Genomic DNA, 14,369 nt, shown 5'->3' with positions numbered 1-14,369 from the left:
GGACCTTTGCCCCTTGTGCTCCAGGAAGCACAACGTAGATCCACTTGACGCATTGCAGCTATCCGCCCCGCGCAGCTACTGTCCACAAACGGTGCAATACGCGCAATCCTGCTATCCGATTTCCGCCGCCGTCATCCGTGGTGCGTGGACGGCGAGGAACGGTTCACGATGCCCGGGCGCCTGACCCGGCTCCAGACCCTCAACACGCGGCGGACGCGGGACGAGCCGCGACCTCGCCTCAAGCCGCGAGGGCTGCCGCCCGCGCTCGGTCGGCACGGCATCTACGCCGCCGACGATCCCGCCGAAGCGGCGATGTTCGGTCGGGACCTCCTGGGCGTTCATCGGGTGCACGTCGCCGACGGCGACCACGAGGCGTTCGGGTCGTCGTTCCACGGCGTGCTCGTCCGCGACGTCACGCTCGGCTACCTCGACTACACGACCGCGGCGCGGGTCGAGGTGCAGCGACTCCCCGACGACGTGTTGGTGATGGTCCCGGCGAACGGCACGTCGCGTGTCACGGTCGGGGAGGAGGTCATCGACGCGAGCCCGGTCCACGCCGTCGTCCCTCGACCGGGCGAGCCGATGGTGCTCGACTGCGATGCGGACGCCGCACACCTCGTGGTCCGCATCGACCGGACCGCCTTCGACGTCCATCTCAGCCGGTTGCTCGGTCGCTCGCTGCCGGGCCCGATCGAGTTCGAGCCGGCGTTCGACCTCACGAGCCCGCGAGCGAGCCGCTGGAACTTCGCCTTGCAGATGCTGCACGCCGAGCTCTACGAACGGGCGTCGCTGCTCCATTCCGGCGTCGGTCACGGACAGCTCGAGGAGTTCGCGATGAGCTCGCTGCTGTACAGCCAGCCGTCGAACTACTCCGAGCTGCTCGAGCCGGCGACGGCTCCCGTGCGCAACACGGTGCGCGCTGCGTGCGACCACATCGAGCGCAACCTGTCGGCCGGCCTGGCCGTCGCCGACATCGCTGCGTCGGTCGGAGTCAGCGTGCGCACGCTCCAGCAGCAGTTCTCCGAGGACCTCAGCCAGACGATCACGGCATACATCCGCAACCGTCGGCTCGAGCGGGCCCGCGCCGACCTCGCCGACGCAGCGCCGGGCGCCGGCATCACGGTGACCGACATCGCGTCGAGGTGGGGCATCGCCCACCTCGGGCGGTTCGCGGTGACGTATCGCGAGCGCTTCGGCGAGTCGCCGTCGCAGACGTTGCGGTCGTGAACGCGCCCGACGATCCGGTGCTCGATGCGTGGAGCAGATGGACGGTGCACTCGCCTGCCGCCTACGGTGCCGCGCATGCACGAGTTCTCCTTGTGCCGGTCGATCGCCTCGACCGTTGCCCAGCACGCCGCCGGGCGGGAGGTCGAGGTGGTCCGAGTCCGCATCGGCCACTTCCGACAGGTCGTGCCCGACACGCTCGCGTACTGCTGGGAGCTGCAGGTGCGTGACACGCCGTTGGCGGGCGCACGCCTGGAGGTCGACCATGTACCGGCGGTGATCGTGTGTCGCGACTGCGGCGCGTCGACGACACTCGACATGCCGGTGCGGAGCTGCGGGGCGTGCGGCGGCGTCAACACCGATCTCGTGAGCGGTGAGGAGTTCCTGGTCGAGTCGATCGACGTCGCGTCGCCGGCCGCGGCCGACCGGGCGGCGACGTAGGGCGTCATGGGTCGCTTCCACCGCCATCCCGACGGCACCGTGCACGTCCACGACCATGACGGAGACCATGACGACGGTGGCGACGGCCAGGACCGACACGGTCACCGCGACGTCGGCGACCACAGCGGGTACGAGACGGGCACCGAGCGGGTCCAGATCCTCGAGACGATCCTCGACGAGAACGACCGGATCGCGCAACGCAACCGCGACGACCTCGCCGAGCACCGTGTGCGGATGGTCAACCTGATGTCGTCGCCCGGCGCCGGCAAGACGAGCCTGCTGCGACGAGCGATCCCCGAGCTTGCTGCGTCCGGCGTGCGGGTCGGTGTCCTCGAGGGCGACATCGCGACGTCGATCGACGCCGATGCGCTGGCCGACGTCGGGACCGCAGCGATCGCGCTCGTCAACACCGATGCCGGGTTCGGCGGGGAGTGCCACCTCGACGCGGTCATGGTCCGTTCGGGTCTGTCCCGCCTGCCGCTCAGCGAGCTCGACGTGGTGCTGATCGAGAACGTCGGCAACCTCGTGTGCCCCGCCGAGTTCGACGTCGGCCAAGACCGGCGGGCGATGGTGTACGCGATCACCGAGGGCGAGGAGAAGCCGCTCAAGTACCCGGTGATGTTCCACGCCGTCGACGCCGTGTTCGTCAACAAGATCGACCTGCTGCCGCATCTCGACTTCGACCTCGACGCGTTCTACGAGCACCTGCGCCAGGTCAATCCGACCGTCGAGGTCGTCGAGGTCAGTGCAAGGACCGGCGACGGTGTCGACCGGGTCGCCGAGTGGCTACGGCCGTAGCGGCGGGTAGCGATCAGCCGGGGCTCAGGTAGATCGCGGCGCCGGCGACCTCGAGCGGCCCGCCGCTCGCCGGGAAGCAGAGGGTGAGGTAGTAGGCGTAGTCGCGGTCGACCACCGGGTGTGTGATCGTGTCGTCGGTGATGATCTGGATCGACGTCGAGCTGCCGCTCGTCCTGCCGGCGGCGATGGGCCATGCACTCGAGGTCGTGGCCAGAACCTTCCGCACCAGCTCGACCGTGAGGTTGTCCGACGGTTCGTTGTCGTAGAGGTAGAAGTCGATGCTGTCGATCGTGGCCGCGTGCGGCAGCTCCGCCGGCGCGTAGTGGCAGCCGTCGCCGGCGCTGTAGCGCCCGGTCGTGAAGCTGTAGAAGTAGTTCGCGCCCGGTGAGTCCGCGTGGAACGCCGCCGCAGGCACGAGGTAGGGGGAGTACCGGTTCGCGAACTGCTCCGCGACCGCTGCTTCGAGTGCCGCGTGTGCATCCCCCAGATCCGTGACCTCCGACGTCAGCGACGCGTGGGCGGTCTCGAGCGCCTCGACGTCCGACCGCAGTGCTGAGCCACCGGCTTGGAGGGCCTGGATGTCGGATTCGAGCGCAGCATCGGCGGTCTGGAGCGCTTGGACGTCCGACTCCAGCGCGTCGTCGGTGGCCGCGAGCTGCTGGAGCGAGGAGGCGGTGTGGTAGCCGTTCACGTCGATGATCACATCGACGGTGCCGGCGAGGTTGTAGACGTCGAACGTGCCGACAGCTGACAGGTCGGTCGTGACGGCGTTGGGGGTCGGCGGCTGACCGGGCACCGGGTTCAGGCTGGACGCGAGCGGGCGTGGACCACCGGGCCAGATCGTCAGGAACGTCGGGGAGCTGGCGCCTGCGGCGGTGACGTTCAGCGACAGCCCCACCGCATCGGGGCTGATCGTGCAGTTACCGTTCGTCCCGTGGGCCGCGACGGTCCGCGTGTCGGCGATCGTGAAGGCGCCGAACCTGCCGACGCGGTCGGGGGTCGGGCGGGTGTCGACCAGCCGACAGGGCGCGAGGGGTACGAACGTGGTGCCCGTGTCGCCCGGCGCGGCGTCGGCGCTCCAGGCCCGGAACGTGACACCGGCGGCGACCGTGACGGTGACGCACGCGAGGAACGCAATGATCGTGCGATGGCGGACCGTGCTCATGGCAGCCTCCCGCAGGCCGCGCAGCGGTCGTGACCGGACCGCAGTCGGGCGCGGCCCCTTCACCAGCATTCTACGCGCCGGCCGCTGACCGGAAGATCGCCGGCACGACGCCGGCGTTCCGCCCTCTCGACCGGCGTCGGCGCGTCAGGCGACCCGGATGGACGGATCGGCTGCTGTCGCTGGGGCTTCGGTGACGGCGAAGCAGGTGCCGGGCGCGACACCGGTCCTCACGTACGCGAGCCCGTGCAGGACGCCAGTTGCATCGCTGGCGCCGGCTCGGCTTGCCGTGACGAGGATGGGTCTCCCATGCGGCCCGGAACCGATCCGTGACCCCAGCGACGTCAGGCCACTGGCAGGTACCCGTCGGGCACGGTTGCTGCGAGCCCGGGTGGGGAGGACAATGGACATCAGAGCGGGCGGCCTCCCGGACTGCTGCTCCGATCCGAAGCGGGTTCCGCTCGTTCGGAAGGGGAATTGCGATGAAGCGCTCTTTGATGATGAGCGTCGTTGCCGCGCTGGCCGTCGTATCGGGTGCTGCCGTCGTGACGGCGGGGCAGGAGAAGGTGGAGGTTTGCCACGTCAACGGTGCCGGCAGCTATCTGCTGATCGAGATCGCCGATCCGGCGTTCGACGCCCACGTTGCGCATGGTGATGCCCGGCCCGGAGACCCGGTGCCGGACATGCCAGGGTATGTCTTCGATGCGTACTGCATCCCACGCCAGGCGATGTTCGCAGTCGCGTACACCGACGTCGACGGTGTCGACGGGTTCGATCCCGTCGCCGGCGACGTGTTGATCGCGGAGGTCGTGGACGCCAACGGGACCGGCTGCCTGGACGGCGGCGACGAGGTCGTGATGGGTCAGTATCCGGTGGGCGATTTCGACACGCCACACTTCGAGACGTTCCAGGTCTCGTCGCACCAGGTGAGTTCCTACGCCGGCGGTGCGGACCACCTCGTGATCCGGAGTGGGAAGTACCTCGAGTTCGTCTTCTCCGTCTTCAGGGAGGGCGGCGAGCAGTACTACGAGCGCGACTCCCACGTCTCGGGCACGACGAGTCGGTGGGTGGACCACCCCGCAGCGGGCTCCGACGTGATCCAGACGACCGAGCTGTCACCCAGCGGCCCACAGACGCACCCGATCCTCAGCCGGAAGGCCAACTACGACGACGACCCGTTCATCGAGGTCAGGATCTTCGGCGTGTGCCGCTGAGCCAGGACGCAGGAGGGCGTCGCTCGGGGCGGGGCTCAGACCTGCCCAGGCGCATCGAGTGCGCCGGCTCAGGATCGGGATCGGTCGGGATGATGACGGAGATGCCGCGGCCATTTCTTGGGATCGCCCCGTTCGGCCGTCGCCCGTGCCCCCGAACGCCTACCGGATGACGCGCGTCAGGGGTGTCCCGGAGCGCGTGAGGGGCACCCGATGAGTGTGATCGAGCGCCACCTCGCGTTCGGTAGAGCCTCTTCGTTCGAGGCTCTGTCCGAGCTGCCGACGAATCCAGCGGCCGACGCCGTCGCACCACTCGACGGCGAGGGCACCCACACCGCTCAGGAACACCAGCGCCGTCACCGTTGCGATGGCGAGGACCCCAGGGCTGAGGAGTGAGCCCAAGTACGGAGCGAGGACTTCGTTGGCGAGGAACTCCATGCCTGGACTGTGACGTCAACCAGTTGCGTCACAGCGGACGCTTGGTTGTGTTCCGGTTGAGCCCGCGGTGGATCGACCGGAACGCGCGCGCCACACCGTCCCGAACGCGCGCTGAAGCGAACCGCTGTCGAGCGTCACGCACCGCCTACTCGGGGAGGCGGGTTCGACGCGTGCCGCGTCCCCTAGGGGATGCCTCATCGGACGCCCGCCGAGGTCGTGGCCAGCCCAGGTTGGTCGCGACATGTGCGCTGATGCCGGGAGGGCGGGGGCGCGGGAATCGCCGGGTACCGAGTGGGCGCCAGAGCGCACTGTGGTGGGCAGCGCAGCTGGCAACTTGCGCAACGCTATGGCGACCGTCTGCGCTTCACGCCGCCGTGCGGCCCGTAGATCACCAGGGAGCGGCGAAGGGTCTTCCGACAGAGTGTCGCCCCCGGAGCGGGCACTCTGTAGCGCCCCACACGTGCGCACAGTACCGCGCCCGCCAGGGACGGTCGTGTTACGCGTGGGCGTTCCCGTGCTGGTGTGCTGTGCCGCGCGCCGGCTACCGGGCGCGAGCAGGCGCTTCGTGCCGGAGTAGTGGCGGCGCCGTGCAGGCTCGATGTCGATCACAAGTGCCTCGCGCTGAGCGGCACGGACGGACGTCAGCAGGACGACCGGCCGTTCGGGTCTTGTGCGGCTGGCAGGCGCAGCAGAAAATGAGGAGTGAGGAGAGGGGGTTGAAATGGGAACCGAGACGCTGGACCGGCCGATGGCGCACGAGACCGACACACCATCGAGGCATGGTTCACGCGGCGTGTTGATCGTGCTGATCGCGGTCGTCGCGCTGGTGCTGGGTGGCCTGGCCGGCTGGATGCTGAGAGGTGACGACAGCGGTTCCGACGACGTGGTCGTCGTCAACGGTGCGGAGCTGACCGAGCGCCAAGAGGAAATGCTGCGGGTCGGCGATGAGTACTTCGCTGCCGAACGTGACGGCGATGGCAACAAGATGATCTCGTTGTTCGTGGAGCAGGGGCATGTGACTGCTCCCACGGGGTCGCTGGTGAAGACCGAGTTCCGGGTCGACGACGGCTCGTTGGAGGCGATGGTGAGCAGGGCCACCAACGTTGGCCTCGAGACCTACGAACCTGTGCTCGTCTTCGACCACACGATCATCTACGCGTCGAGCAGGCACGGCGGCGAAGTCGACGTGATGAAGTTCACACCGGGCGACGATGTGTTGATCATCAGCGTCGACGTGACCCGGTAAGCCGGGGTCGTCGTCGTCGCGCCGTTGGACCGGAGCCCGCCCGGGAGCGCAGCACCCGCCACCGGGGGCGCTCGGCAGCTACCCAAGTCGGGCGCTCGATATCGCGACGCCGCAGCACAGTCCGACCCGCTGAAGAACCGCCCTTCCGATCGCGGGCTGACGAGAGGTGGGCCGCTGCCAATCCCAGCGTTGGCAACCATGCGGGTACCCGATGTCGGCCCTTCGACCGCGCGCGGGAATCGCAAGCTCCCGCGCACGACAGGCGTCGGGATGAGGAACCACTACTGTGGTCGATGGATTTCGGCACCAATCCACGAACACTCGTTCGGGCACTGAATCGGCCGGCATTCGAGCGGGGTGCGAAGTTCGGGTCACCTCGCAGCTCTAGACGGGTCGCAGCGTCCGTGTCTCACATAGCTGGTACGGCGAGATTCTCGATGAGGGAGGGCTGTTCGTACACGGTTGACCCTGCCAGCAGATCGCAACCAGTAGCAGGCACTCTCGCCATGAGCGCGGTCTGTGACCGACGCTCATACGGGTGATCCGCCACAAGGGCTGACGTCTCGAGGACGCGTCCACGGGTTCCAGTCCCTCGACAACCCTCGGCACGACTTCGAACCTTGCACACACTGCTCCGGCGCTAGTGTTCGTTCGCCGGGTGTAGCGACCCTGTAGCGACCCTACGTCATCAATCTTCGCGACGGTAGACCAATCTCCCGGGTGAAATGCCAGGTAGATCTACACTTTGGGAGTCCGCCCCCAGGGATTCGAACCCTGAACCAATGGATTAAGAGTCCACTGCTCTGCCGTTGAGCTAGAGGCGGGTGCTGCGACCTCGGGCCGCTGCGGCTCAGGCAGTGTAGGGGGCGGCATCGCGCCCCCCAACTGCCTGGCCTGCGTGGGGTGACCGAGGGGACTTGAACCCCCGACCTCCAGGATCACAACCTGGCGCTACCACCAGCTGAGCTACGGCCACCATGGGAACTCTCAGTCTGCCAGGTTCGATGCCGAACGACACATCCCGTTCCGCGAGACTCACGCCCGTGAGCAGCGACCACCAGACCCAGTCGGTGACCGAGGCCGTCGATGCCTTCCTCGCCGAGCACGACCCCGCCGTGATGAGCGACGTGGAGTTCCGCGGCGCCCGCTACGACGCCGGTCTGGCGTGGGTCCACTTCCCGGTCGGCTTCGGCGGGCTCGGCGTCCGCCCCGACCTCAACCGACTGGTCCAGAAGCGGATGCGCGACGCAGGGGCCGCCCCCGCCGACCCGACGTCGTTCTTCATGGCGCTCGCGGGACCGACCATCGTCACCCACGGCAGCGACGAGCAGAAGCTGCGGTTCTTGCGGCCGATGTTCACCGGCGAGGAGAAGTGGTGCCAGCTGTTCTCCGAGCCCGGCGCAGGGTCCGACTTCGCCGGGCTCGCCACCAAGGCGGTCCGTGACGGCGACGAGTGGATCGTCAACGGCCAGAAGGTCTGGAACACACTGGCGCACCTCGCCGACTGGGGGATGCTGGTCACCCGCAGCAACCCCGACATCCCGAAGCACAAGGGGATGACGTACTTCGCGCTCGACATGAAGGCGCCGGGGGTCGAGGTGCGGCCGCTCCGCCAGATCACCGGCGAGGCCGAATTCAACGAGGTCTACATGACCGACGTCCGGGTGCCCGACGCGAACCGGATCGGCGCGGAGGGGGAGGGGTGGCGCGCCTCGCTGACCACGCTGATGAACGAACGCTCGGCGATCGGCACCGGCTCGGCGAGCGGCGCCAAGCCGCGCCGGGGTGGGGCCGCCAACGACGCGGTCGCCGTCTGGCGTGAGCTCGACGGGTCGGCGAAGACCGCGTCCCGCAAGGACGAGCTGATGCGGCTCTGGGTGCGCGGCGAAGTCGGCCGGCTCACCAACCTGCGCGCCGCCGAGGCCGCCAAGGCCGGCAACCCCGGACCGGAGATGTCGGTCGCCAAGCTCGAGTTCTCCGAGTTCAACAAGCGGCTCTACAGCTTCTGCATCGACCTGCTCGGTGCCGACGGCCTGGTCGGCTACGACTACACGTTCCGGCGCCCGACCGAGCTCGACGCCACCGGTGCGGGCAAGAGCCTGCAGTACGCGTTCCTCCGGGTGCGGGCGAACTCGATCGAGGGCGGCACGTCCGAGATCCTCCGCAACATCCTCGGCGAGCAGGTGCTCGGCCTGCCCGGCGAGCCACGGGTCGACAAGGAGCTGCCCTGGTCCGAGGTCCCGAGGAGCTGACGTGGACCGCTTCGAGGCATCGGCGCTGACCCACATGCTGGTCGTGAGTGACGTCGAGGCGAGCCGCGACTGGTACGTCGAGGTCCTCGACGCCTCGGTGTACGGCGAGTACGGCGGCAGCTCGGTCGTGCTCGACCTGCTCGGCAACTGGATCCTGCTGGTGACGGGCGGTGGTCCCGACGACGGGAAGCCGACCGTGACGCTCGAGGCGCCGACCGACGTCGATCGCATTTCGACGCAGCTCATCTTCCGCGTCAGCGACTGTCTCGGCCTCTACGAGCTGCTCCGCTCGCGAGGGGCGGAGTTCCTGGCGCCGCCGCACGTGCGACAGGGCGAGACGAGAGCCTTCTTCCGGGACCCGGACGGCCACCTGTTCGAGATCTCCGAGCTCACCTGAGTCGCAGGTGGCGAGGTCGGGTCCAACGACTCGCCGACCCCGACAGCATCTCATCATGACTGTCACACCCGCTCGTCATCATGGTCCCATGGCGTCGATCTCAGGGGAGCGGGCCGATCAGCTGGCCGAGCTGACCTGCGATCGGCGCGCGGCTCGCTACCTCGAGATCACGAGTTGGTTCGCGGCTGTCGAGGCCGGTGACTGGATGGGCAAGGGCTACCGGTCACCGTCGGCCTGGATGGCGGCGGCGACGGGTGAGCCCGTCGGCACATGCAAGCGGGTGCTGTTCCTCGGCGAGCGGCTGGCAAAGATGCCGCACGTCGCCGACCTGTTCCGACTGGGCCTCGTCTCCGAGGCCACGGTCGGTGCGGTGGCCGACGTGTGGCACGAGTCGATCGCTTCCGCGTTCGAGCGCGACGAGCTGCTGTTCGCCGACTGGGTTCGGCGTCGGCCGTACCGCGAAGCGAAGACCATGCTCGACGCATGGGCTGCGACCGAGCGGGCGAACGCGGTCGAGGAGCGCGAGCGCGACGGGTTCGAGCTGCGCCGGTTCTCGGTGACCAAGACCGATCGGGGCATGAGCCAGATCACCGGCGCGCTCGACAACGAAGGCACGGCAGTCGTGCGAGCCGCGCTGTCGATGCTGTCGGTGCCGGCCGAGGGCGACACCCGCACCCGGGGCCAGCGCAACGCCGATGCGCTGGTCACGATGGCGCGTTTCACGCTCAGCCACTTCGAGCAGCCCGTCGGCACGAGGAAGCGCCCACCGAAGGTCGACGTCACCATCCCGTACGAGACGCTGCTGACCCGCAACGGCATCAGCCTGCTCGACAGCCACGTCATCACTCCCGATGCGGCGCGACGGCTGGCGTGTGACGCAGGCGTCCACCGGATGATCACCCACGCCGGCTCAGCGGTCATCGACTACGGCCGTCAGACCCGCACCGTGCCCGATCCGCTCTGGCGACTGCTCGTCGACCGAGACGGTGGGTGCCGGTTCCCGGGCTGCGAGGTGCCCGCCGAGATGTGCGACGCCCACCACACGGTGCACTGGGCCGACGGCGGCGAGACCGACGCGTACACCCTGGCCCTGCTGTGCTGGTTCCACCACCACCTGGTGCACGAGCAGCACTGGAGACTCGAGCCCCTCGGGGCCGGGCACTTCCTGCTGCGATCACCCAACGGCGACCTCCACGAGCTCAGCCGCCCGCGCCTCGACATCCTCACCCGCCCCGACCAGCTGACGCTCGCCACGCCGTGAGCGGCGTCTCCCGCTCCTCGGCGGTCAGGGACCTTCGAGCGCGGCGAGCCGATCGCTCAGGTGCGCTCGCTCGACCTCGTTGGCGCACCGGTCGATGGCCTTGCGATACGACGCCACGGCGAGATCGAGATCGCCGGCCCGCTCTGCGAGGTCGGCGCGCACGGCATGCAGGCGGTGATTGCCGTCGAGGAGATCGTCGAGGCCCGCGAGCAGCACGAGCCCCGCCTCCACACCCTCGACCTCGGCCACGGCGACGGCGCGGTTCAGCCGCACGACGGCCGAGCCGGTGAGGGCTTCCAGGTCGGCGTAGTGGCCGGTGATCGCAGCCCAGTCCGTCGCGTCGGCGGTCGGTGCTTGCGCGTGCTCGGCGGCGATGAGCACCTGGAGGCGGAGCTCCTCCGCGTAGCCGTCGCTCGGCTGCAGGCCGGTGGCGACGTCGAGCGCGGCGCGGATCTCGTCCTGGTGCCACGACGAGCGATCCTGCTCGGCGAGGGTGACCAGGCGCCCGGCGTGCACGCGTGCGTCGCGTCGAGAGTGCTGGAGCAGCAGCAGGGCGAGCATGGCGCTCACCTGGGCGGCCTCGGGGACGAGCTCGTGCAGCAGAGCAGCGAGCCGCACGGCGTCGCCGGCCAAGTCGGCCCGCAACAGGTCGGGTCCGCTGCCCGGCGTGTAGCCCGCGGTGAAGGCCAGGTAGATCGTCCGGCAGACCTCGTCGAGGCGCGATCTGAGCTCGTCCTCGACCGGCGCGCCGAGCGGGATGCCGGCCAGCACGATCTTCTTCTTCGCCCGGGTCACGCGCGCTGCCATCGTTGCCGGTTCGACGAGGAACAGGCGAGCGATCTGCTCCGTCGGCGTGCCGATGACGAGGCGGAGGGCGAGCGCCGATTGCGACTCGCGAGACAGCGCCGGGTGGCAGCAGAGGAGGATCAGCTGCAGGCGATCGTCGGCCCAGCCCTCGCTCGCATCCTCCGGCTGCTCCCAACCTGCGCTGACCGCCAGCAGCGGCGCCTTGCGGCCGGCGACGGCCTCGGCGCGCAGCCGTCCGACGACGAGCCGGTGGGCGGTCGTGTACAGCCACGCGGTGGGGCTGGCCGGCAGACCCTCCGCCGGCCAGCGCTCCGCGGCGCGTGCGAACGCCTCGCCGAGGGCGTCCTCGGCCAGATCGAGACGCCGCGTCCGTGCGACGAGCAGTGACAGCAACCGCCCCCACTCGGCCCGGTAGACCCGCTCGACGGTCCGGTCAGGGTGCGTCGAGGACGGGTCGGATGTCGATGTCATAGGCGGGCAGGACCTTGCACAGGTCGATGACCGTGTCGAGGTCGGGAGCATCGAGCACGTAGTAGCCCCCGATGTGCTCTGCCGCCTCGGCGAACGGACCGTCGGTGATCGTCATGTCACCGCCGCGGGTGCGCAGGGTCGTGGCCGTCGAGCCGTCCGCCAGCGCCTCGGCGCTCGTGATCTCGACGCCGGGCCGGGCGGCGCACGCCTCGTCGAACGCGACGTGCTGGGCCATGCCGGCCTCCTGCTCCTCCGGGGTCAGCTCGTCCCACGGCGGCATCTCGCCGTAGCCGGCGAGCAGAACGAAGTACTTCATGTGAACTCCTCGGTGTGATGGCCGGCGACGGTCGCCGACACCACCATGACGCGCGAGACGACCCCGAATCGACATCGGCCTCGAAGAATCCTCCAGCGCCGCTCCCGGATCGTCCGCTCGGCACGAACTGCGTAAGTTGGCGCGATGCCAACCCGCATCGTCGCCGATGTCCTGATCCCCGGCCGGGGCGCACCGGTCGAGCAGGGAACGGTCGTGTCCGACCAGGGCGAGATCGTCTATGCCGGGCCGACCGCCGGTGCGCCTCCGGCGAAGCCCGACGAGGACGTGCACGAGGTGCCGGCCGCCATGCCGGGCATGTGGGACTGCCACACGCACCTGATCGGCATGCCGACGCCGAACATCGAGACGCTCGCCACCCTGGATCCGGTCACCGGCGCCGCGCGAGCCGTCGACGATGCCGGCAAGGTGCTCGACGCCGGCATCACCAGCGTCCGCGACGTCGGCGGCCCGGGCATCCGCCTGGCGCCCGCCGTCGAGGAGGGCCGCATGCGTGGCCCGCGCATCCACGCCGCCGGCCGGGTGCTGTCGACCACCGGTGGGCACGGCGACCTCCATTCGTTCCCACTCGACTTCGTCCACGAGCTCGGCTGCAACGGCGGGTTCAGCATCCTCTGCGACGGCGTCCCCGAGGTGCTCAAGGCCGTGCGGACCAACCTGCGCACCAACGCCAAGCTGATCAAGATCTGCGCCTCGGGCGGCGTGATGTCAGAGGTCGACCACCCGATCCACCAGCAGTTCTCCGACGAGGAGCTGTCTGCCATCGTCGGCGAGGCGGCGAGGGCCGAGCGGATCGTCGCCGCCCACTGCCACGGCAAGCCCGGGATCATGGCCGCGCTGCGAGCGGGCTGTCACACGATCGAGCACGGCAGCTTCCTCGACGAGGAGGCCGCCGACCTCATGGTCGAGACCGGCGCGATGTACGTGCCGACACGGTTCGTCGTCGACGAGCTGCTGCACCAGGTCGACGCGCTGCCGCGCTACGCGTACGAGAAGGGCCAGATGGTGGCCGGGGCCCACGAGCAGGCGATGAAGATCGCCATCGCGAAGGGCGTGCGCATCGCGACGGGCTGCGACATCTTCGTCTCCGGTCAGATGTACGGCGAGAACAGCCGCGAGGTGCTGGCGCTGATCAACGCCGGCATGACCGACCTCGAGGCGATCGAGGCGGCGACGGCCAACGGACCCGAGACGCTCGGCCCGCAGGCGCCGCGCACCGGCCAGCTGATCGAGGGCTACGACGCCGACGTGATCGCGTTCGACTCGAACCCGCTCGACGACCGCTCGGTGTGGGGTGACCCGGTCCGCGTCACCCACGTCTGGCAGCGCGGCAACCGGGTGAAGTAGGTCACGCGAGCCGGGCGCCGTCGGTCACGGCGTCTCGCGGATGATCATCCGCCCGCGTTCGTCGACGTCCTTCCACTCGTCCTGGAAGTCGTCGTTGTTCCAGCGGCCGAGGCCCGGGTAGAACACGCGGCGGCCGCCGTGGCCCTCGATCCGCTCGCCGTTCCAGCGCGGGTCGGCAGGCTCGTCGACACGCTGGTAGCGGGTGTCCGACGAGAGCCGGCACCGCCCCGTGGGCGACTGGTTGTCGAGCGCACCGTGCAGCGTGCTCATGCCGAAGCACAGCACGTCGCCGGGTTCGAAGTCGATGGTGAGCCAGCGGTCGCCGTACCGCTCCTGCACGACGACGGGGTCGTCGTCGAGCCACTGGAGGCCGTCGCGGTCGGCGTCGGCATCGAGGTAGCCGTCGAGCTGGTCGGAACGGTGGCTGCCCTCGAGGACGATGAGCGCGCCGTCCTCACGGGCGACGTGGCCGAGCGGGATCCAGCTCGAGAAGATCCGCTCCATCGGCGTGCCACGGTTCATGTACGGGCCGTCGCAGTGGAAGCCGCAGCCCTCCCCGGGTCGGGCGAACCGTGGCCAGCGGAAGTCGAACGAGCGGACCGGGCCGTCGAGCAGTGCCGCGTGGACCGCCAGCAGGTCGGGGTGATCGGTCACCGACCGGTACCAGTACCCGTTCCGGACGCTCTCGGAGAAGGCGCGGACGTTGGCGGTGTCCACGCCGAGCCGGTCGCCGGCGATGGCGTCCTCGATCGGGAAACGGTCGTCGACCTCGCCGAGCACGGCGTACTTCAGCAACACTTCGCGGCGCGCTTCCAGGACCGTCTCGGCCGGCAGCAACCCGCGGAAGAAGAGGTGGCCGCGCTCGTCCATCGCCGCTCGCAGCCCTGCCGGGTCATCGAGCAGGTCGTTGGCGGGCTCGAGCTCGCCGAATCGATCAGGCGAGGTGTCGAGCGGATGGCCGTTGGCGGTCAGCGTCATGA

Annotated in this window: 14 protein-coding genes and 2 tRNA genes; 9 read left to right on the top strand and 7 right to left on the bottom strand. The window is 69.4% G+C overall.

The genetic code is table 11. The features are described 5' to 3' along the window. Nucleotides 1–168: 168 nt before the first annotated feature. The 3 genes from QNJ12_RS13755 to hypB all read left to right on the top strand — a co-directional run bounded on the left by QNJ12_RS13755 (nucleotide 169) and on the right by hypB (nucleotide 2,463). Nucleotides 169–1,227: an AraC family transcriptional regulator gene (locus tag QNJ12_RS13755; protein ID WP_300623302.1), complete on the top strand. Its 1,059-nt coding sequence runs from the start codon at nucleotides 169–171 to the stop codon at nucleotides 1,225–1,227. Between the two features lie 75 nt (nucleotides 1,228–1,302). Further along, nucleotides 1,303–1,665, top strand: coding sequence for a hydrogenase maturation nickel metallochaperone HypA (locus QNJ12_RS13750; RefSeq protein WP_300623299.1), 363 nt, complete (start codon nucleotides 1,303–1,305; stop codon nucleotides 1,663–1,665). A 6-nt stretch (nucleotides 1,666–1,671) separates the two neighbouring features. After that, nucleotides 1,672–2,463, top strand: a complete 792-nt coding sequence (gene hypB, locus QNJ12_RS13745; RefSeq protein WP_300623298.1) for a hydrogenase nickel incorporation protein HypB — start codon at nucleotides 1,672–1,674, stop codon at nucleotides 2,461–2,463. Nucleotides 2,464–2,476: 13 nt separating this feature from the next. On the opposite strand, the gene QNJ12_RS13740 is transcribed toward hypB, so the two are convergent. Next, the gene (locus tag QNJ12_RS13740; protein ID WP_300623296.1) at nucleotides 2,477–3,628 is read right to left on the bottom strand and encodes a hypothetical protein; all 1,152 of its coding nucleotides are present in this window, start codon (nucleotides 3,626–3,628) and stop codon (nucleotides 2,477–2,479) included. A gap of 479 nt (nucleotides 3,629–4,107) precedes the next feature. Here QNJ12_RS13740 and QNJ12_RS13735 point away from each other — a divergent pair, with 479 nt between their 5' ends. After that, a complete protein-coding gene (locus tag QNJ12_RS13735) occupies nucleotides 4,108–4,839 on the top strand; it encodes a hypothetical protein (RefSeq protein WP_300623295.1) in 732 nt (243 codons plus the stop codon). A gap of 159 nt (nucleotides 4,840–4,998) precedes the next feature. Here QNJ12_RS13735 and QNJ12_RS13730 read toward each other — a convergent pair whose 3' ends face one another. Next, a complete protein-coding gene (locus tag QNJ12_RS13730; protein ID WP_300623294.1) occupies nucleotides 4,999–5,274 on the bottom strand; it encodes a hypothetical protein in 276 nt (91 codons plus the stop codon). A gap of 793 nt (nucleotides 5,275–6,067) precedes the next feature. Here QNJ12_RS13730 and QNJ12_RS13725 point away from each other — a divergent pair. Continuing rightward, entirely contained in the window at nucleotides 6,068–6,520 is a 453-nt protein-coding gene (locus tag QNJ12_RS13725; protein ID WP_300623293.1) for a hypothetical protein, read from the top strand. A 752-nt stretch (nucleotides 6,521–7,272) separates the two neighbouring features. Here QNJ12_RS13725 and QNJ12_RS13720 read toward each other — a convergent pair. Both QNJ12_RS13720 and QNJ12_RS13715 read right to left on the bottom strand, forming a co-directional pair. Then, nucleotides 7,273–7,344 (bottom strand) — tRNA-Lys (locus tag QNJ12_RS13720). A gap of 75 nt (nucleotides 7,345–7,419) precedes the next feature. Next, nucleotides 7,420–7,496 (bottom strand) — tRNA-His (locus QNJ12_RS13715). 67 nt (nucleotides 7,497–7,563) lie between these two features. On the opposite strand from QNJ12_RS13715, the gene QNJ12_RS13710 reads away from it, so the two are divergent. The 3 genes from QNJ12_RS13710 to QNJ12_RS13700 all read left to right on the top strand — a co-directional run bounded on the left by QNJ12_RS13710 (nucleotide 7,564) and on the right by QNJ12_RS13700 (nucleotide 10,430). Continuing rightward, complete coding sequence (locus tag QNJ12_RS13710; RefSeq protein WP_300623292.1) at nucleotides 7,564–8,772, top strand: acyl-CoA dehydrogenase family protein; 1,209 nt, start codon at nucleotides 7,564–7,566, stop codon at nucleotides 8,770–8,772. Nucleotide 8,773: 1 nt separating this feature from the next. Next, complete coding sequence (locus tag QNJ12_RS13705; protein ID WP_300623290.1) at nucleotides 8,774–9,169, top strand: VOC family protein; 396 nt, start codon at nucleotides 8,774–8,776, stop codon at nucleotides 9,167–9,169. 88 nt (nucleotides 9,170–9,257) lie between these two features. Then, nucleotides 9,258–10,430, top strand: a complete 1,173-nt coding sequence (locus tag QNJ12_RS13700) for an HNH endonuclease signature motif containing protein (RefSeq protein WP_300623289.1) — start codon at nucleotides 9,258–9,260, stop codon at nucleotides 10,428–10,430. A gap of 24 nt (nucleotides 10,431–10,454) precedes the next feature. Here the strand turns inward: QNJ12_RS13700 and QNJ12_RS13695 are convergent, their stop codons facing one another. Continuing rightward, nucleotides 10,455–11,708 carry a DUF6596 domain-containing protein gene (locus QNJ12_RS13695; RefSeq protein WP_300623288.1) on the bottom strand — a complete coding sequence of 418 codons (1,254 nt, stop codon included), beginning with the start codon at nucleotides 11,706–11,708 and terminating at the stop codon, nucleotides 10,455–10,457. Beyond that, nucleotides 11,671–12,024, bottom strand: coding sequence for a YciI family protein (locus QNJ12_RS13690; protein ID WP_300623287.1), 354 nt, complete (start codon nucleotides 12,022–12,024; stop codon nucleotides 11,671–11,673). Before QNJ12_RS13690 ends, QNJ12_RS13695 begins: the two co-directional genes overlap by 38 nt. A 144-nt stretch (nucleotides 12,025–12,168) precedes the next feature. Between QNJ12_RS13690 and QNJ12_RS13685 the strand changes: the two genes are divergently transcribed. Then, nucleotides 12,169–13,389, top strand: a complete 1,221-nt coding sequence (locus QNJ12_RS13685) for an amidohydrolase family protein (protein ID WP_300623286.1) — start codon at nucleotides 12,169–12,171, stop codon at nucleotides 13,387–13,389. 24 nt (nucleotides 13,390–13,413) lie between these two features. Here the strand turns inward: QNJ12_RS13685 and QNJ12_RS13680 are convergent, their stop codons facing one another. Next, nucleotides 13,414–14,367, bottom strand: a complete 954-nt coding sequence (locus QNJ12_RS13680) for a phytanoyl-CoA dioxygenase family protein (protein ID WP_300623284.1) — start codon at nucleotides 14,365–14,367, stop codon at nucleotides 13,414–13,416. Between the last annotated feature and the right edge of the window lie 2 nt (nucleotides 14,368–14,369).

Source organism: Ilumatobacter sp., assembly GCF_030065885.1.
Taxonomy (GTDB): Bacteria; Actinomycetota; Acidimicrobiia; order Acidimicrobiales; family Ilumatobacteraceae; genus Ilumatobacter.
This window is presented reverse-complemented; position numbering and strand designations above follow the sequence as displayed.

What these genes read in the sequence shown, in the direction of transcription:
- QNJ12_RS13730 (WP_300623294.1), bottom strand. Translation starts at nt 5,274, where the DNA reads ATGGAGTTCCTCGCCAACGAAGTCCTCGCTCCGTACTTGGGCTCACTC.
- QNJ12_RS13700 (WP_300623289.1), top strand. Translation starts at nt 9,258, where the DNA reads ATGGCGTCGATCTCAGGGGAGCGGGCCGATCAGCTGGCCGAGCTGACC.
- QNJ12_RS13740 (WP_300623296.1), bottom strand. Translation starts at nt 3,628, where the DNA reads ATGAGCACGGTCCGCCATCGCACGATCATTGCGTTCCTCGCGTGCGTC.
- QNJ12_RS13750 (WP_300623299.1), top strand. Translation starts at nt 1,303, where the DNA reads ATGCACGAGTTCTCCTTGTGCCGGTCGATCGCCTCGACCGTTGCCCAG.
- QNJ12_RS13690 (WP_300623287.1), bottom strand. Translation starts at nt 12,024, where the DNA reads ATGAAGTACTTCGTTCTGCTCGCCGGCTACGGCGAGATGCCGCCGTGG.
- hypB (WP_300623298.1), top strand. Translation starts at nt 1,672, where the DNA reads ATGGGTCGCTTCCACCGCCATCCCGACGGCACCGTGCACGTCCACGAC.
- QNJ12_RS13685 (WP_300623286.1), top strand. Translation starts at nt 12,169, where the DNA reads ATGCCAACCCGCATCGTCGCCGATGTCCTGATCCCCGGCCGGGGCGCA.
- QNJ12_RS13735 (WP_300623295.1), top strand. Translation starts at nt 4,108, where the DNA reads ATGAAGCGCTCTTTGATGATGAGCGTCGTTGCCGCGCTGGCCGTCGTA.
- QNJ12_RS13755 (WP_300623302.1), top strand. Translation starts at nt 169, where the DNA reads ATGCCCGGGCGCCTGACCCGGCTCCAGACCCTCAACACGCGGCGGACG.
- QNJ12_RS13680 (WP_300623284.1), bottom strand. Translation starts at nt 14,367, where the DNA reads ATGACGCTGACCGCCAACGGCCATCCGCTCGACACCTCGCCTGATCGA.
- QNJ12_RS13695 (WP_300623288.1), bottom strand. Translation starts at nt 11,708, where the DNA reads ATGACATCGACATCCGACCCGTCCTCGACGCACCCTGACCGGACCGTC.